Below are 17,533 nucleotides of genomic sequence, written 5' to 3'. Positions count from 1 at the left end.
TCAGTTTGGAACGCAGACCTCGCGGACAGGTATGATCAATGCATCTGGGCGTTCAACCAGATCGAACCTCCATCTTCTTGGAGACCAGTTATAGATGCGCTGCTCATCAGGGTGATCGACGATCATCAGACCGTGAAAGTACCATTCCGACGTGGATTTATAGCCTGTTGCCGTGGTGTAGAAAGAGAATCCACGTAGTTCGTGCAGGTCCTCGATTGGAGAATTCTCCGAGTGTTCGGCGATGCAATAGGGTGATCCATCCGTTATGACCCGCGCCTGCACAAGTATCATTGGGACCGTCAACAACGACCAGAGCGCAGCAATGGTCGCTGCTGCAATTCCCAGCTTCGCTTTCTGCGACGGACACGGTTTGCCATATTGACCCGACCAAATGGCAAAGCTGGACGCCACGGAAATCGTCAACATGACGCCATGCAAAAGCTGGGTCGTGGAGGCCAGCGAAAAAACGCCAGATGCCAAGGTCAGGATCACGCCAGCGACAACCGAGATCACGACAAACACTCGGGCGAGCATTGCCGGTATCACGCGCATCCCCAGCAATGCGCACCCGGCCAAAATCAATGGCACGGCAGGTGCGAGCCACGCACATAGATACATTATCTGTATAAAGAGGGGCCGCGACCTACCGAACCGGTCAGGTTCGAATACCGATCCATCCAAGGGCTGCATATAGGCTAAGAAAACCAAGGCAGCGTAGATGCAGAACAAAACTGAATATTTCAATCTCGGCTTAATAGGAAAATCTCAGATCAAATTTGTTTTGAGAGTCTGGCCATTTGCCTCAAGCTCCTGGCCAGCCATGTCGTAGTTCCGTTCGATGGCAAAAAAACGCAGCACTAAAAATAACGGTCTGCGTCATATGCTTGCTTACCGCCGCCGATCCCGGCGTGAACTCATCGGCTGGAACGCCACGCCCACATGCGCCTCGCAATAGGGTTTGCCGGCTTCAACCGGCAGGCCGCAGAACCAGAAATCCTCGGTCGCGGGGTCGCCCACGGGCCATTTGCAGGTTTTCTCGGTCAGTTCCATCAGCGTCAGCTTCTTGGCCTTCTTCTCAACCTCGTTGACCTTGGCCAGCGCCTCAGGGCTGATCTCGTTGGCCGAAGGCTGCGGCGGCAGCGGCTGGCCGGCGGGGATGATCTGACGGCGGGCCGGGGTGGCCGGTTTGGCCTCGGGCGCGGGGGCAGGGCGCGCCGGTTCGGTCTTGGGCGCGGGTTTGGGCTTGGCCTCGGCCTTGGGCGCGGGGGCCGGTTTTTCCTTGGGCTCGGCCTTGGCGGGGCTGGCCCCGGTGGCGCGGTTCGACAGGCCCAGACGGTGGACCTTGCCGATCACCGCGTTGCGGGTCACGCCGCCCAGTTCCTTGGCGATCTGGCTGGCCGACTGGCCCTCGCCCCACATCTTCTTAAGCAGCTCTACACGCTCGTCAGTCCAGGACATCATTTGCCTTTCAAAAGCGGAAAGCGGCCCCGGATTCGGGCCGCCTTGGGAATTCGTCTCAGCCCCCTATTCTAATCACTGCGGGCCGAGTTACAAGCGACTTCGAATCAGCTATGAGGCAGATCATGCAGAATCTCACCGATCACGATGCGCGCCGTTTCGGAGCGGTCAACTGGATGGGCCTTTACACGCTGGCGCAGCGCGAAACCCTGCGCTTTCTGGCGGTCTGGACGCAAACCCTGTTGGCGCCGCTGGTCACGGCGGGGTTGTTCCTGCTGATCTTCAACATCGCCATCGGACCCAGCCGGTCAGACGTGATGGGCGTGCCGTTCCTGACCTTTCTGGCCCCGGGCATCATGATGATGACGGTGATCCAGAACGCATTTGCCAACACCTCGTCCTCGATGGTGATCGCCAAGGTTCAGGGCAACATCGTCGACACGCTGATGCCGCCGCTGTCACCGCTGGAGATCCTTCTGGGCTATCTGGCAGGCGGCATCGCCCGCGGCGTTCTGATCGCTCTGGTCGTGGCAGTCGCGCTGGCGCTGGTGCTGGGCATCGTGCCGCAGAACCCGCTGATTGCGCTGATCTTCGTGGTATTGGGCGGCGCGTTCATGGGCGCGCTGGGCCTATTCGCCGGGATATTTGCCAACAAGTTCGACCAGATGGCGGCGATTACCAATTTCATCGTCACGCCCTTGGCGTTCCTGTCGGGCACCTTCTACTCGGTTCAGGCGCTGCCGCCGGTGCTGAACCGGCTGAGCCATGTGAACCCGGTCTTCTATCTGATCGACGGGCTGCGCTATGGCATGATCGGTGTCTCGGACAGCTCGCCTTGGCTGGGAATGGTGATCTGCGCAGGTGCGACGATTCTAGTGGGCGCGCTGACATGGCAGATGTTGCGCACGGGCTACCGGCTCAAGGCGTAATAGACGCGACTCAGGGTTTTTTGTTGGCCCGACAGCAGGTGCGGGTTAGGAATTTGGTGTGCAATGTCCCCTATGGTGTCAGTGTCACATGTCTAACGAGTGAAGGTTGAACAGTGCCAATGCAGGAACTTATCGTCGGTGGCGATTTCCAGTCTCCCGGGGTACGGGGTGGGTTCCAGATATTCGACTCCTACGGCAGCTGGACCGGCACCGAGATCGAAGTGGGCCAGGAACAGCTGTATTTCCCAGGCGGGGACCGCACCAACCTTGCTGTCGAGCTTGACGGCACGGACGATGAAATCAGCGTTGTCGAGCAAAGCTTTACTGTGCCCCGCGACAATCAGGGCGCAACGCTCAGCTTTGATATCGGCGCGCGGGTCACAAGCGGCGGCGCGGCAGACCCGGTTCTGGTCGAGGTTCTGGACGACAGCGGCACCGTCATCTTCACTCAGATCGTGACTCCCACAACCGCTGGCAGCTTCGAGACATTTGAATTCGAATTCGCCTTTGGCGATGCTGGCGATTATACGCTGCGGTTTACCGAACAGGGGCTCAATAACAGCCTTGGCACGATTCTCGACAATGTCTCGCTGATGGTCTGCTTTGCCGCCGGGACCGGCATTCAGACCCCCAAGGGCGAGGTTCCGGTCGAGGATCTGAAAGTGGGCGATCTGGTCTCGACCATCGAGGGCGTGCCGCAGCCGCTGCAATGGATCGGATCCCGGAAACTGGGGCCGCTTGACCTGATGCTCAATCCCCGGATGCGGCCGGTTCTGATCCGCAAGGGTGCGCTGGGCGACGGGATGCCGGGGGCCGATCTTGTGGTCTCGCCCCAGCACCGGTTGCTGGTGCGTTCGAAAGTGGCGCAGCGGGTTCTGGGGGATATCGAGGCGCTGGTTCCGGCCAAGAAACTCACCAGCTTGCCGGGGGTCGAGGTGATCGAAAGCTGGGACGGGGTCGAATACTTCCATTTCGCGCTCGAAGAACACTCGGTCGTGATGGCCCATCAGGCCTATACCGAGTCGCTCTATATCGGGCCCGAGGCACTGAAAATGCTCAGCCCCGAGGCGGTGGAAGAGCTGAAATTCCTGTTCCCCGATCTGTTCGAGGGGCAAGGGACCGCGACCCCGGCACGCCCGCTGCACTCGGGGGGCAAACATATCGACAGGCTGTGCCAGCGCCTGATCCAGAACGACAAACCCGTCGTGGATCTTGCCCTATGACGCAGGACCTTTTCTTTGAGACCGCCGGGCCGTTCGTGCTGGATAGTGACCGGACCCTGCTGTCGCTGGCCGGGTTTCTGGCCGACACCCACGGCATCCCCCGCCAGCAGGCGGTGGATGAGATCGAGGCCGCCTATATCCGCGCCGCCGAGGTCGAATATGGGTCTGGCTACACGTTCTGGGCGCGAGTGAGACCCGATGGCGCGATCTCTGTGGCGCAGGTGCTCAAGATCGTCGAAGTGATGCAGAATGAACGCCGCGAGGTGGCGCTGGGCGACCTGTCTGACACCCACCCGGATGCAAGGCTTGGCGCATTCATCGTCAACCCGGTTGCACCGGTACATCCAGCCCACATCGCCGAGTGGTTGCAGCCGCGCCGGACCACGCTCCGGAATGTCCGGGTCGCGGGTCGCTGAAACGGCGATCAGGCCCGCTTGGCAAGCGCCTCGCGCCAGACAAGGATCAGCCCGCCGGTCAGGATGATGGCTGATCCGATCAGGCTGATCCCATCGGGAACCACGCTGAAGACCGCGAAATCATAGAATGCCGCAAAGATCAGCGCCGCATAGCTGATGGGTGCCACAAAGGACGCATCCGCCCGCGCCATGCCGTTGACGAAACAGGCCTGCGCACAGGCCATCAGTACGCCGATCCCCGCCAGCGCGGCCCATTGTGCGGGCGTCGGCCACTGAAACACGAAACTCACCGCGACCGAGGCGATGGTCAGACCCATCGCGTTGTTGACCAGCAGGATTTGGATCGGCATTTCCCGGCCCGAGAGCTTCTTGATGAAAATCAGCTCCATCCCGATCGACATCGCGGCGGCCAGCGCCAGCAGAGCGGCGGGCTGAAAGCTGTCGGGCGTGGGCCGCAACAGCACCAGCGCCCCCACCAGCGCCACACCGGCGGCCAGCCAGCGCCACGGGCCAACGCCCTCTTTCAACAGCGGGATCGCCAGCATCATCGCAAAGACCGGGTTCAGGAAGGATATCGCCGTGGCATCGGTCATCGGGATAAACGCAACCGAGGCAAACATCAGCGTGATCCCCATCCAGCCAAAGCTTGTCCGCCCCACATGCAGGCCCCAATGCGGGCGACTCAGCCGTGGGCGCAGAACGCCGACCGCGCTGAGGATCACCAGAAAGGCAAACAGAAACCGTCCGTGACTGATCTGCATCGGATGCAGCGCCGGTCCCAGCGTGTCAGTCCCCAGCGCCTTGGCCAGCAGCGTCGTGCCCGCGATAAAGGCGCTGGCGGCGACAATCAGCAGCGCCGCAAGCGGCGGGTTATGAGCCTTGGCAACGAACATGGCCCAGCGGTGGGGCAGGGCGCGGCAAATGGCAAGCGGGAAATGCCGCGTCGCCCTGAAATTTCCCGCAAGCCGATTTTCCGGCTTCCCAGACGGCGCTCGGCCCGCTATACGGCCCGCATGATCAAACGCCAACATATCCTCCGACGCCGACGCCTGACCGCGTAACCGGCCCCGTTTGATCCCTTTGCGCCCAGCAAAACGGCGCATTCCCTGCCAAATCAGTTGACGAACCCGGCCCCGGTGTATCACTCACTTGGGCTCAAGCTACGTAAAAAGGATGATCCGATGATCCCGTCCGTTCTGCCGACCTATAACCGCGCGCCCCTGACCTTCGTGAAGGGCGAAGGCGCCTGGCTGACCGAGGCGGATGGCCGACGCTTCCTTGACCTCGGCGCGGGCATCGCGGTGAACGCGCTGGGCCACGCGCACCCGGCGCTGGTGGCGGCGCTGACGGAACAGGCCCACGCGCTGTGGCATGTCTCGAACCTCTACCACATCCCGCAGCAGCAGGCGCTGGCTGACAAGCTGGTGGAACACACCTTCGCCGACACGGTGTTCTTCACCAATTCCGGCACCGAGTCCTGCGAACTGGCCGTGAAAATGGCCCGCAAGTATTTCTATGACAAAGGCCAGCCTGAAAAGGTCGAAATCATCACCTTCGACGGCTCATTCCATGGCCGGTCGTCCGCAGGCATAGCCGCCGCCGGGTCCGAGAAGATGACCAAAGGCTTCGGCCCCCTGCTGCCCGGCTTCGTACACCTGACGTTCGGAGACCTCGACGGCGTCACCAACGCCATCACCGACCAGACGGCGGCCATCCTGATCGAGCCGGTGCAGGGCGAAGGCGGCATTCGCCCCGTCCCCGATGCGGAGCTCAAGGCCCTGCGCCAGATCTGCGATGAACACGGCCTGCTTCTGATCCTTGATGAGGTGCAATGCGGCGTCGGTCGCACCGGCAAGCTGTTTGCCCATGAATGGGCCGGCATCACACCCGACATTATGATGGTCGCCAAAGGCATCGGCGGTGGCTTCCCTCTGGGCGCGGTGCTGGCCACCGAAGAGGCCGCCTCGGGCATGACCGCAGGTACCCACGGCTCGACCTACGGAGGCAACCCGCTCGGCTGCGCCGTCGGCTGCGCGGTGCTGGATCAGGTCGCGACGCCCGCCTTCCTTGAAGGCGTCAACCGTAAGGCGGGCCTTCTGCGTCAGAAACTCGAAGGCCTGATCGCCGACCACCCGGATGTCTTCGAAGAGGTGCGCGGCACCGGCCTGATGCTGGGCCTCAAATGCAAGGCCCCCAATATCGACGTGGTCAACGCGGGGTATGATAACGAAGTCATAACGGTCCCCGCCGCCGACAACGTCATTCGACTGCTGCCCCCGCTCACGATCACCGAGGACGACATCGCTCAAGCCCTGATCCGCCTCGACAAAGCCGCAAAGCAGATCAAAGCCAAACTCGAAGCAACCTGATCCTTCATCTTTTTAGAAATACTCCGGGGGTCCGGGGGCAGCGCCCCCGGCCATCGACAGCCAAAAGCGAAACGATATGAACCACTTCCTTGATATCCACAAAACCGACGCCACCGCCCTGCGGTCCATGATCGACCAGGCCGCCGCGATGAAGCAGGCCCGCCTTGGCCGCCCCAAAGCCGCCCCGGACGACGAACAACCGCTGGCAGGGCGCATGGTGGCGCTGATTTTCGAAAAACCCTCGACCCGAACCCGCGTATCCTTTGACGTCGGCGTCCGGCAAATGGGCGGCGAGACCATGGTTCTGTCCGGCAAGGACATGCAACTGGGCCATGGCGAAACCATCGCCGACACCGCGCGCGTGCTGTCGCGCTATGTCGACATGATCATGATCCGCACCTTTGACGAAACCATCCTGACCGAGATGGCCGAATACTCGGACGTGCCCGTGATCAACGGCCTGACCGACCGCACCCATCCCTGCCAGATCATGGCCGATATCCAGACGTTCGAGGAACACCGCGGTCCCATCGCAGGCAAGAAAGTCGTCTGGACAGGGGACGGCAACAATGTCTGCGCCTCATTCCTGCATGCGGCCGGTCAGTTCGGCTTTGACCTGACCTTCACCGGCCCCGCCCAATTCGATCCGGAAGAAGAGTTCATGGGTTTCGCCCGCCAGAAGGGATCAAAAATCGTGATCGAGCGCGACGCCTACAAAGCGGTCCAAGGTGCCGACCTCGTGGTCGCCGACACCTGGGTTTCGATGCATGATTCCCAATCCGCCAAGGAACGCCGCCACAACTTGCTGCGCCCCTACCAGGTGAACGCCGACCTCATGTCACATGCCAAGCCCGACGCGCTGTTCATGCACTGCCTACCCGCGCATCGCGAGGAGGAGGCCACATCCGAGGTTATGGACGGCCCCAACTCGGTCATTTTTGATGAGGCCGAAAACCGGTTGCACGCGCAAAAGGCGGTGATGCGCTGGTGTCTCGGGGTCTAAAAGGACTTCATTATGCCCCATGTGACTCTGGAATTTTCGCAAGGCATCGAACAAACCCACGATGTTCAGGCGCTCTGCGATCGGCTGTTTGAAGTCTTGGCTGATCATCCGGAATTCGATCCCGAAACGATCAAGATCCGCGCCACCCCGGTCGCGTATTACCGCATCGGCTCCGAGCCCCAAAGCTTTGTCCACGCCACGCTTATGCTTATGCACGGGCGTGACGAGGCCACGCGAACCGCGCTCAACGCCCTTGTTCTCGACGTTCTGGCCACCGCGCTGCCGAAGGTCGGCAGCATCACGGTGCAGGATGTTCAAATGAATCGCGCCTCGTATGCCAAACGGCTGGCCGGACCATAACACTCACCCGGCGGCGCATCCAAACTCAGCTGCGCCGCCCCGTCTCCCAGATGCGAAGCCTGATCACCGTCGCGACGCTCGCCAACACGACCAGTACGCACAGCGCCACCTTGGTCATGACCTCCATCGTGCCCTCGATCAGCAGCGCATGCACAACACTGCCCGATATGGTGACAACCGCCAGCACGGCATGGCCCAACCGCCACAAACGAAACCGGACGCCCAGCCGCTGCCGGTAAACCCCCAGCAACACGGCGGCAAACGCCGCCCACATGGCCGTCACACCCCAGACGGAAAACGGCGTAGGGGATACAAACAGCAGTGCATCCACAACGTCCGGCGGGCTGGTCAGCCACAGCCCGATCACATGCACCACAATCATCGTGATCAGCATCAACCCGCAAGCCCGGTGCCAGCGACGACTGGCCATCGCAGACAGCGGCAACCAACGCCCGGCCAGCAACGGCTGCATCAGCAGCAAGCACATCGCAATGATCCCGGCAAACCCGGCCACGATGTAAACCGGCTGTCGCCACGCCAACAAAGGACTGAACGCCGCCGCGATGACCGGCACCAAGACGGCCACGACCAGCGCAGCCCAGATCAGACCATTGCGCAGCACCAAAGCTCAGACAGGCTGCAATACGAAATGCGCGGCTAGCGTCTTGTCCCGTGAACTGGCCATCACGGGCCGCAGGAATACCGTCTCAAACTCTCCGCTGTCATAGGCCAGATGCCCATGCGCCTGCCCAAAGGCGGGTACGATCTGCGGCATCTCCAGCCGGAATTCCCCGTTGGCGTCGGTCAGCGTCGCCCCATGGCTGCGTTGGTCGCGCTCATGCCCTTCGGTGGTATGCGCCCAGATCTGGATGCGCTGACCGGGCAGGGGGGCTCCGTCACCCGCGCGCCGCACGGTACCGGTCATCCAGAACCCGCCTCCGCCGATCCGTTCGACAATCGGCGCGCCGGGGCGATAGTTGTTCGCTCCGCCTCGCATCGTGGGGGTTGGTGCCAGTCCGCTGGCCCGTGCGGGAACCAACAAACCCGAAGCCAGAACCGCGCCGCCCGAGGCGATCAGAGAACGACGCGTAAGCAATGAACCGGTCATGGAACCCTCTTTGTGCGACCTCAACTGTGTCTCAGATATAGCACGCCCCCCGCGCATTCCGAGGTTTCGTAGCGAATTGTGATTTGCTTTGACGCAGGACCAAACCGCTGCAATCCTGATTTCATTCTGCACACCTGCCCGAAAGGTCGCGGACATGGAATCAACAAACCGCATCACACCGGAAGAGATCGCGGCCTTCAGGCGCGACGGGGCCGTGGCCCTGCGATCCAGATTTTCTGACCACTGGCTGACCCGGCTGCGCAACGGCATCGATGCTGACCTCGCCCACCCGACCGAGAACCTCGCGCGGCACACCAAAGACCCCGAGGCCCCGGCTTACATCGAGGATTACTGGGCTTGGAACAAAATCCCGGAGTTCACTGACTTCGTCCATAACTCCCCCTGTGCCTCGCTGGCGGCCCAGCTTTTGGATGCGCCTTCGATCAATCTGGTCATGGACAACTGGTTCCTGCGCGAGGCGGGATCGACCTCGCGCCCGCCTTTCCATCAGGATCTGTCCTATTTCGATTTCGAAGGCACGATGTGTGTGTTGTGGCTACCGCTTGAACCGGTGACCAAAGAAAACGGCATCGCTTTTGTCCGCGGCTCGCATCTTTGGAACAAGCTGTTCATGCGCGTGCGTTTCGCCGATGGGCACCCCAGCTATGCGCCGACCAAGGTTGCCGGCCTGACCTATCATCCGCCCCCCGATGTCAACGCCAACCCCGCGGCCTATGACCTGCTGCAATGGGACATGGAGCCGGGCGATTGCATCTTTTTCGATATGCGCACCCTGCATGGAGGGCTGTCCTCGGTCACGCCAACTGAAACCGTGCGGCGCTTTACGCTGAGGATGACCGCGCCTGATGGCGTAATCCGGTATCGTGGGGATTGGGCCAAGGATGAACGCGCACAATTCGAAGCCCATGGTTACCGCGAAGGAGATCGCATCGAGGGCGCGTTCTTTCCGCAGCTTTGGCCTCGTGAAGCTGAGGGGGGTGTTCCCTAGCAGGTGATCTGCACGGTATATGTGCATTTATGCCGATTACTTTCCGATATTTTGACCTATATCCTGCATAATTGAACGTAACCTCTTGCCAATGGGAGACGCAGGAATGAGCTGGAACCCGACCCACAATCCCGAATGCCAGTCAGAGAATCCCGCACTCGATACGTTGATCATCCCCCGTGCCCGCGACCTGGGTGGGTTCGAAGTGCGCCGCGCGCTGCCCTCGGTCAAGCGGCAGCTGGTTGGACCGTTCATCTTCTTTGACCAGATGGGCCCGGCTGAGTTCATCACCGAAGGTGGTATCGACGTGCGTCCGCACCCTCATATCGGCCTTGGCACCGTGACGTATCTGTATCAGGGCGAGTTCGAACATCGTGACAGCATCGGCACCCATCAGATGATCTATCCCGGCGAGGTTAACTGGATGGTCGCCGGGCGCGGCGTGACCCATTCCGAGCGAACCAGCGACGAGACCCGCGCGCGGACCAACAAGCTGTTCGGTATCCAGACATGGATCGCCTTGCCCGAAGCACATGAGGATATGGCCCCCGATTTCGAGCATCACAAACAGGGCGCGCTGCCCCATATTGAAGACAAAGGCGTCAGCGCGCGCCTGATCCTTGGCTCGGCCTATGGCGAGACCAGCCCTGTGACCATGTTGTCCGAGACGTTCTATCTCGACGTCCAGCTCGATCCGGGCGCGTCCTTTCCGCTGCCCGACAACCACGAAGATCGGGGCGTGTATGTTACCGAAGGGTCAGTCGAGATTGCAGGCGACAGCTTTGATGCAGGGCGCATGATGGTGTTTCGCCCGGGCGACCATCTGGCGGTCAAGGCCGGGCCCTTGGGTGCGCGCCTGATGCTGCTGGGCGGTGCGACTTTGAGCGAAGATCGCTATATCTGGTGGAATTTTGTATCGTCTTCGAAGGAAAAGATCGAACACGCGACCCGCGAATGGAAAACCGCTGATTGGGCAAACGGGGCTTTCCACCTGCCACCGGGGGACGATCAGGAGTTCATTCCGATCTCCGAAGAACTTGAGCGTACTCGTCCGAGGCTGGCGCGCGTCTGACCCTACGTTACGCTGGCCTCCTGCGCTGGTCCCGACGCATCTTTGCTGATGTAGGAGGGGTACGCCATGAAGATTGTCATCGCTGGGGCTGGCAGCATCGGCTGCTATTGCGGTGCATTGCTGGCGGCCGCGGGCCATGGCGTGACGCTGTTGGGGCGTGCCAGGGTTCTCGATCCGATCCGCGCCCAGGGTCTTACGGTGACCGATTTCACCGGGCTGGTCCGAACCATTCCCGCTGATCAGCTTACGCTCACAGAAGACCCTGATTGCCTTGGCCGCGCCGATTTGATCATTGTCACAGTCAAATCCGGCGCGACCGGTCGGATGGCGGAGCTCATCGGGTCTCATGCCCGGGCTGAGGCGGTGGTTCTGTCCTGGCAAAACGGGATGGACAATATCCAGATCCTGCGCACGGCCCTGCCTGACCACGATACCCGCGCAGGTATGGTTCCCTTCAATGTCGTCCCGACCAAGGGCGCGCATTACCACCGCGCGACCTCTGGCGAAATCATCATCGAAACCGGTCCCGGCGCTCTGGCCGATCACCTCAGCTCATCCGATCTGCCGGTGCAGGAGAGTGACCGAATTGAGGCGGTGCAATGGGGCAAGCTTTTGATAAATCTCAACAACGCATTGAACGCGCTTTCGGGACTTACGCTGCAGGCACAGTTGCGCGACCGCGATTGGCGCCTCTTGATGGCCGATCAGATGGCTGAGGCCCTGTTGGTTCTCAAGGCCGCTGGCAAGCCCGCCGCCTCTACCACACCGCTGCCTGTCTGGATGACCCCATACATCTTGCGCCTGCCCACGCCTATCTTCACCCGGATCGCGGCCAAGATGTTGACCATCGATCCAACCGCACGCACCTCGATGGCATATGATCTGATGGCGGGCCTCCCCACCGAGATCGACAGTTTGCAGGGCGAAATCATCCGCTTAAGCCGCTCGTCCGATCTGCCTGTGCCGATCAACCGTCGGATCGCGGACCTGATACGCCAGTCCCCGAAATTGCCCCTCACGACAGCAGAGATAAGGGCTTAGACCCCTACTTTTTCTCCTTCAAAAAGCATCCGATCGTGAGGCAACGCTTCGCAGGCTTCCAGTGTCAGCCAAATACGGTCAGCACCCAGTAAATCGCTGCTGACATCGCTGCGGCTGCCGGGACGGTCACCACCCAAGCGGCCACGATGGTCATAAAATGCGATCGCCGGACCAGCTTGCGCCGGCGGTGCTCTTCCCGGGCCAGTCGTAACTCGGCCGGGCGCTGGCGATTCGACAGCTTCCACCGGCGATCCGCATGCCATTCCCGATAAAACCCGACGCCAAACACCGCACCCACGGCGATATGTGTCGAACTGACCGGCAATCCCAACCAGCTTGCGACGATCACGGTGATCGCGGCAGAAAGCGCAACGCAGAAGGCGCGCATCGGGTTCAGCTTGGTGATCTGGCTGCCCACCATGCGGATCAGTTTCGGCCCAAACAGGAACAACCCGAAGGAAATCCCGAATGCTCCGATCACCATCACCCAACTTGGGATCGAGACCTTCGCGGCAAAATCTCCGAACTCGGCCGCATGCAAAATCGCCGCCAGCGGGCCAACCGCGTTTGCCACGTCATTGGCCCCATGGGCAAAACTCAGGAAAGTCGCAGATATCACCAACGGCAACCCGAACAGGGTTTTCAAAGATCGGGTGCGGTTTTCCAATCCTTCAGATTTGCGGCGTACCCAGGGCACCGTCGCGGCCCAGGCCAAACTGCCGGATGCCAGCCCGATGAGCAAAGCCATTTGCAGATCAATTTTGACAATCCGCTTCAATCCCTTGACCGCAAGGTAGGTGGCAAAGGCACCTGCCATCACGGCCACCAGTATCGGCAACCATTTCCGGGCCGCCGCGATTTTGTCGTCCTGATACTGGATTTTCGATTTGATCAGCGCCAGAAACCCTGCAGCGATCACTCCGCCCAGCACCGGAGAGATCACCCAACTGGCCGCAATCGCGCCCATAGTGCCCCAGCTTACCGCGCTCAGCCCTGCCGCCGCGATACCTGCGCCCATCACGCCCCCCACCACCGAATGGGTTGTCGAGACGGGCGCGCCGACCCAGGTTGCCAGATTGACCCACAGCGCGGACGAGATCAGCGCCGCCATCATAGCCCAGATGAAAACCTCGCTGTTCTGGACAGAAGCGGGATCGACGATGCCTTTTGAGATGGTCGAGACAACGTCGCCCCCGGCCAGAAGCGCGCCAGCGCTTTCGGCAATGGCCGCGATCAGGATGGCACCGCCCATGGTCAGTGCGTTGGCGCCAACAGCCGGGCCCATGTTGTTGGCAACATCGTTGGCCCCTATGTTGATCGCCATATAGGCGCCGAACGCGGCTGCGGCCGCCACAATCAGCCCACCTTCGGCCTGACCAAACAGCACAGCTGCGGTCAGACCTGCCAAGGCAATGAAGGCCAAAGCAATGCCGGGGGCAAGCATGGGGCGGGCAACGTATGCGTTGGCATGTTCGACGCGCGAAATACGGTGAAGATCACTGTCCAGTGCGTGCCAGCGGGATTTGGGGGTCGTGTCAGACATCTGAAGTGCCGGGGCCTGTTTAGATTGGCTCAGGCCGCTACTCCTTTCATCAAGGGGCGGCAACAGCTGTCATCAAGATTTTACAATATTGTTACATCTGCCGAAGCAGATCCTGCAACTCGGGCTCTTGCACCCGTTCTGCGGCGACCCCGGGCGAGACCCAGCAGCGCGTGCGTTGGTCGACTTCGGGATAGTCGTCAGCCAGCTCGCTAACCTCAATATGGTAGACGCTTGTTTGCACCGGCTGGGCGGAACCATCTTTCAGGATTTTGTTGTACGAATATTGGCCAACCGGGTCTTTGCGTACATCCGTCGCGCGCACACCAGCCTCTTCCCACGCTTCCTGCAAGGCGGTTTCAGCCCCGTCCAGCCCGTCAATTGGCCAGCCTTTTGGGATGATCCAGCGACCGGTATCGCGGCTGGTGATCAGCAGAACCTCATCATCTGCGCCAGAGCTTCGGGTGCACAGTGCTGCAACCTGTACCCGGCTGGGGCGCAGGATCATCGGTCGGGCGACTTCTTCCCAGATATTACGCAGCCATTTCGTCATAGAGCGCCTGTCTGAACCAGATCATTCTTACATTGAGATACTAACTAGTAATGTATACCGCCCGAGACAATATTTCTGTTGGAAATTGGGTGATTTTGACCGAATTAAATGGAATAGGGGTGTGAATGTGACCTTTAAGTCAAGATTTGCGCAGGTTTGGCCGGAAAATCCACGCGCCCCAGCTTAGGGGGTCCGCCGTTTTGCACGCAGGGTTGGGTCAGCCAGAGTCGGGTCTTCGGGCCATGGGTGTTTGGGGTATTGGGCCCGCATGTCCTTGCGCACATCGGCATAAGACCCGGCCCAGAAACCGGGCAGATCACGGGTGATCTGAATCGGGCGCTGGGCGGGTGAAAGCAGGGTGATCTTAAGCGGCTCTTGCCCGATGGTCGGATGCTGCGTGACGCCGAACAGCTCTTGCAGCCGAACTGAAATCTCGGGCACCGCGCCGCCATATTCGATCGGAACCTTGCGGCCCAGAGGCGTCGTGAACGATCCCGGTGCGCGGCGGTCCAGCTCCTGAGTTTGTGCCCAATCCAGCCGGGCGCGCAGCGCGGGCAGCAGATCAAAGCGCTTCCAGTCCTCAGCGCTGCGCACACCCGAGAACATTGGCAACAGCCACGTCTCAAGCTCATCCAGCAACCCTTGTTCCGAGAAGTCGGGCAAGTCGTCGCCGTCCGCCCGCACCAGTTCGACCCGCGCCGCCAGCCGGGCCGCGGCCCCCTGCAGGCGGAGGCCCAGATCGCGCACTCCGTCCAGCATCGCGCGCGCCACATCGTCTTCGGGCACGTCTTTCCAGATGCGGTCGTCCAGAGTAATCGCCCAGAACCGCTCTTGCCGGCGGGCTACGACGCGGCGGTCGCGTTTGGACCATGCGCAGCTGTTGACCCACACGATCTGGTCGCTGAACAGATCGCGAAGTTCGCCTTCGCTGATTTGCGCGGCCATGCGTCCGCGCGCCTCGCGTGGATTTCCATCCGTATCGATCACTACAAGATAAGGCGCAGCTGCCAGCGTATCATCGCTCTCGAGCACCACGCCCTTGCCACCCGACAAGACATAGCGCGGCGCATCGCCCTTGCGGCGCTGCCCGATCCGATCGGGATAGGCCAACGCTGCCATCGCGGCCGGGCCCAGATGGCTTTTGCCCGTGGTTTTGGCCTTCAGGCGCCTGGCCTCAGCTTTGATCCGGTCCAACGCCCCCGGATTGACCTGCCAGACCCGGTTACGCTGAAACGCACGGACATCCCGCAGAGCTTCCAGCCGCAGCAACACGTCAACCGGGGCACCTCTGAGCGGGTCACGGTCCGCCATGAGCGCGGCCAAGGGCGCAGCGTCTGGTCCTGCACGCACAAGCATATGCCCTAGGCGGGGGTGCAGCGGCAGCGCCGCCAGCTTGCGCCCATGATCCGTGATCCGCAGGGTGCTGTCCAATGCGCCCAGCATCTGCAGCAAAGCCCGCGACTCGGCCATCGCCCCTTCGGGTGGAGGCGTCAGAAACGCCAGGTCCCCGGGTCCAGCACCCCACAGCGCTAGTTCCAGAGCCAGCCCGGTCAGGTCAGCCGCCTCGATTTCGGCCGGTGGGTAGGCGGCAAGGGCACCGTCTTCGCCCTTGGCCCACAAACGATAACAGACCCCGGCCGCCACACGGCCCGCGCGGCCCGCGCGCTGTGTCGCTTCGGCACGTGTCACCCGTTCGGTCACCAGCCGGGACATGCCCGAACCGGGATCGAACCGGGCCCGCCGCGCTTGCCCCATATCGACCACAACACGGATATCGGGAATGGTTAGCGAGGTCTCGGCGATGGACGTCGCCAGCACCACCTTACGCCCACCTTCAACGGGCGTAATCGCCGCACGCTGAGCCGCGAAGGGCAGGGCACCGAACAGGGGGCGTACCGTGCATGTTTCGGGCAAACGGCTGGCCAACGCGGCCTCTGCGCGGCGGATCTCACCCTCGCCGGGCAGGAAAACCAGCATCCCGCCTGACGTTTCGCGCTCTGCCCGTACCACCAGATCGATCAGGTCATCCAGCCGCCGCGCCTGCGCCCCCAAAGGCCGATCCAGCCAGCGGGTTTCAACGGGATAGCTGCGCCCTGCGGATGTCACCAACGGCGCATCCATCAGCCGCCCCACCGGTTCGGCATCAAGGGTGGCTGACATGGCAAGCAACATCAGGTCATCCCGCAGTGCGCCGGCCACCTCAAGGCACAACGCAAGCCCAAGATCTGCGTTCAGGGACCGTTCGTGGAACTCATCGAAAATCACCGCGCCGACACCCGGCAGGTCGGGCTCGGTTTGCAGCATGCGGGTCAGAATACCCTCGGTCACGACTTCGATCCGTGTGCTGCTGGAGATTTTGACTTCACCGCGCATGCGATAGCCAACGGTCTGCCCCACCGGTTCGCCCAGCGTCTCGGCCATGCGCTCGGCGGCGGCGCGCGTAGCCAGTCGCCGCGGCTCGAGCATCACGATCCGACCCCCGCAAAGGTTCGCCTTCAACATCTCAAGCGGCACACGGGTGGTCTTGCCCGCACCCGGAGGGGCTTGCAGCACGGCGCGGCCATGGGCGCGCAGCGCATCCAGCAGTTCGGGGATTGCATCATCAATGGGCAAGCGCGTCGTCATCCGCGCTTTATCCGTCAAAGGCGGGCAGAGGTCCAGTTCCTGCTACTTCCGCACCACCGTCGCGTCTCCGAACACGGTGTCCGCATCAACTCGCACCGCCCGCATCACCGGCCCCGCAGGCGCATAGGTCACGGTGACGGCAAACCGGCTGCCCTGCCGCAGATCCCCCGGACGATATCCCGCAACCCGCGTGAAATACCCGCTGCACAGCACGTTATCGCCCTGCGCGCTACGTTGGGTCAGGGCGATCTCGGTCAGCCGCTCTCCGTCAAAAATCTTCTGCTGCAACCCGCACAACCCCTCCGGCGGCTTGTCCCGCAGCACCATGAAGATAGCGGTCAGCGGGTCCACAGCCCCGCGTTGCTGTGCATCCGTCACCGCGTGATTGCCATGGTTGCTGATCTCGGTTCCGCTGGCCCGCGCCACACCTCTCGTGTAATCCAGTCGCACGCGCGTCTCGCGCTGGCCCGCCACCTGCTCCTCGACATAGCGCTGTGGAACAAATCGCGCACCCCGACGACGGCCTTGTGACGCGATCTCGAACCGCACCCGTTTGATGGCTGAGGCCAGCCCCGTGGTCTCCAGTCGCGACGCCACCGCATAGCGACTGGCACTGATCTCAGCGTTCAGCGTCAACTCGCCAACCTTGACCCCCAGCGCGCGCAGGGCAAAGCGGCTCTGGTCCACTTCGGCGAGCGCCGCCATCGGTAGACTTAGCAGCAACATCAGCACAACAGGCGCGCGAACAGTCTGTATCACGGTCATTCCTCAGCGCTTGGCTCTGGACAAATCACCTTTGGCAAAGGCAACTGGTCCTGCGGAATACA

General features: G+C 61.6%; 18 protein-coding genes. 9 read left to right on the top strand and 9 right to left on the bottom strand.

Annotated features, from left to right (window positions below):
• Both ACR0KM_RS01725 and ACR0KM_RS01720 read right to left on the bottom strand, forming a co-directional pair.
• Positions 1-546, bottom strand: coding sequence for a hypothetical protein (locus tag ACR0KM_RS01725; RefSeq protein WP_480856954.1), 546 nt, complete (start codon positions 544-546; stop codon positions 1-3).
• A 342-nt stretch (positions 547-888) separates the two neighbouring features.
• Positions 889-1,458, bottom strand: coding sequence for a GcrA family cell cycle regulator (locus tag ACR0KM_RS01720; protein WP_170671622.1), 570 nt, complete (start codon positions 1,456-1,458; stop codon positions 889-891).
• A gap of 125 nt (positions 1,459-1,583) precedes the next feature.
• Between ACR0KM_RS01720 and ACR0KM_RS01715 the strand changes: the two genes are divergently transcribed.
• The 3 genes from ACR0KM_RS01715 (at position 1,584) to ACR0KM_RS01705 (ending at position 4,026) form a co-directional block, all read left to right on the top strand.
• Complete coding sequence (locus tag ACR0KM_RS01715; RefSeq protein ID WP_480856957.1) at positions 1,584-2,387, top strand: ABC transporter permease; 804 nt, start codon at positions 1,584-1,586, stop codon at positions 2,385-2,387.
• Positions 2,388-2,506: 119 nt separating this feature from the next.
• Complete coding sequence (locus tag ACR0KM_RS01710; RefSeq protein WP_480856958.1) at positions 2,507-3,610, top strand: Hint domain-containing protein; 1,104 nt, start codon at positions 2,507-2,509, stop codon at positions 3,608-3,610.
• A complete protein-coding gene (locus ACR0KM_RS01705; RefSeq protein WP_480856960.1) occupies positions 3,607-4,026 on the top strand; it encodes a NusA N-terminal domain-containing protein in 420 nt (139 codons plus the stop codon). The genes ACR0KM_RS01710 and ACR0KM_RS01705 overlap by 4 nt, the downstream gene beginning before the upstream one ends.
• A gap of 8 nt (positions 4,027-4,034) precedes the next feature.
• Here the strand turns inward: ACR0KM_RS01705 and ACR0KM_RS01700 are convergent, their stop codons facing one another.
• Positions 4,035-4,919 (bottom strand): DMT family transporter, encoded by an 885-nt coding sequence (locus ACR0KM_RS01700; protein ID WP_480857619.1) that lies wholly within the window; start codon positions 4,917-4,919, stop codon positions 4,035-4,037.
• 288 nt (positions 4,920-5,207) lie between these two features.
• Here ACR0KM_RS01700 and ACR0KM_RS01695 point away from each other — a divergent pair, with 288 nt between their 5' ends.
• From ACR0KM_RS01695 to ACR0KM_RS01685, 3 genes are all read left to right on the top strand, one after another.
• A complete protein-coding gene (locus ACR0KM_RS01695; RefSeq protein ID WP_480856962.1) occupies positions 5,208-6,395 on the top strand; it encodes an acetylornithine transaminase in 1,188 nt (395 codons plus the stop codon).
• A 76-nt stretch (positions 6,396-6,471) separates the two neighbouring features.
• Entirely contained in the window at positions 6,472-7,398 is a 927-nt protein-coding gene (gene argF, locus ACR0KM_RS01690; RefSeq protein WP_480856963.1) for an ornithine carbamoyltransferase, read from the top strand.
• A gap of 12 nt (positions 7,399-7,410) precedes the next feature.
• Positions 7,411-7,758 (top strand): 5-carboxymethyl-2-hydroxymuconate Delta-isomerase, encoded by a 348-nt coding sequence (locus ACR0KM_RS01685; RefSeq protein ID WP_480856965.1) that lies wholly within the window; start codon positions 7,411-7,413, stop codon positions 7,756-7,758.
• Between the two features lie 25 nt (positions 7,759-7,783).
• On the opposite strand, the gene ACR0KM_RS01680 is transcribed toward ACR0KM_RS01685, so the two are convergent.
• Together ACR0KM_RS01680 and ACR0KM_RS01675 are read right to left on the bottom strand one after the other, a co-directional pair.
• Positions 7,784-8,377: a ferric reductase-like transmembrane domain-containing protein gene (locus ACR0KM_RS01680; RefSeq protein ID WP_480857621.1), complete on the bottom strand. Its 594-nt coding sequence runs from the start codon at positions 8,375-8,377 to the stop codon at positions 7,784-7,786.
• A 9-nt stretch (positions 8,378-8,386) separates the two neighbouring features.
• Entirely contained in the window at positions 8,387-8,866 is a 480-nt protein-coding gene (locus tag ACR0KM_RS01675) for a twin-arginine translocation pathway signal (protein ID WP_480819431.1), read from the bottom strand.
• A 154-nt stretch (positions 8,867-9,020) separates the two neighbouring features.
• On the opposite strand from ACR0KM_RS01675, the gene ACR0KM_RS01670 reads away from it, so the two are divergent.
• The 3 genes from ACR0KM_RS01670 (at position 9,021) to ACR0KM_RS01660 (ending at position 11,988) form a co-directional block, all read left to right on the top strand.
• Positions 9,021-9,875: a phytanoyl-CoA dioxygenase family protein gene (locus tag ACR0KM_RS01670; protein ID WP_480856967.1), complete on the top strand. Its 855-nt coding sequence runs from the start codon at positions 9,021-9,023 to the stop codon at positions 9,873-9,875.
• Between the two features lie 106 nt (positions 9,876-9,981).
• Entirely contained in the window at positions 9,982-10,947 is a 966-nt protein-coding gene (locus ACR0KM_RS01665) for a pirin family protein (RefSeq protein WP_480856969.1), read from the top strand.
• 66 nt (positions 10,948-11,013) lie between these two features.
• Complete coding sequence (locus tag ACR0KM_RS01660) at positions 11,014-11,988, top strand: 2-dehydropantoate 2-reductase (RefSeq protein ID WP_480856970.1); 975 nt, start codon at positions 11,014-11,016, stop codon at positions 11,986-11,988.
• 64 nt (positions 11,989-12,052) lie between these two features.
• On the opposite strand, the gene ACR0KM_RS01655 is transcribed toward ACR0KM_RS01660, so the two are convergent.
• The 4 genes from ACR0KM_RS01655 to ACR0KM_RS01640 all read right to left on the bottom strand — a co-directional run bounded on the left by ACR0KM_RS01655 (position 12,053) and on the right by ACR0KM_RS01640 (position 17,465).
• Positions 12,053-13,531: an inorganic phosphate transporter gene (locus tag ACR0KM_RS01655; protein ID WP_480856972.1), complete on the bottom strand. Its 1,479-nt coding sequence runs from the start codon at positions 13,529-13,531 to the stop codon at positions 12,053-12,055.
• 91 nt (positions 13,532-13,622) lie between these two features.
• Positions 13,623-14,081, bottom strand: coding sequence for an NUDIX hydrolase (locus ACR0KM_RS01650; RefSeq protein ID WP_480819436.1), 459 nt, complete (start codon positions 14,079-14,081; stop codon positions 13,623-13,625).
• 183 nt (positions 14,082-14,264) lie between these two features.
• On the bottom strand, positions 14,265-16,706 hold the full coding sequence (gene hrpB, locus ACR0KM_RS01645) for an ATP-dependent helicase HrpB (protein WP_480856974.1): 2,442 nt from the start codon (positions 16,704-16,706) through the stop codon (positions 14,265-14,267).
• A 42-nt stretch (positions 16,707-16,748) separates the two neighbouring features.
• The gene (locus tag ACR0KM_RS01640) at positions 16,749-17,465 is read right to left on the bottom strand and encodes a DUF3108 domain-containing protein (RefSeq protein ID WP_480856976.1); all 717 of its coding nucleotides are present in this window, start codon (positions 17,463-17,465) and stop codon (positions 16,749-16,751) included.
• Positions 17,466-17,533 lie beyond the last annotated feature (68 nt).

The organism is Ruegeria sp. G10, assembly GCF_056533645.1.
This window is presented reverse-complemented; position numbering and strand designations above follow the sequence as displayed.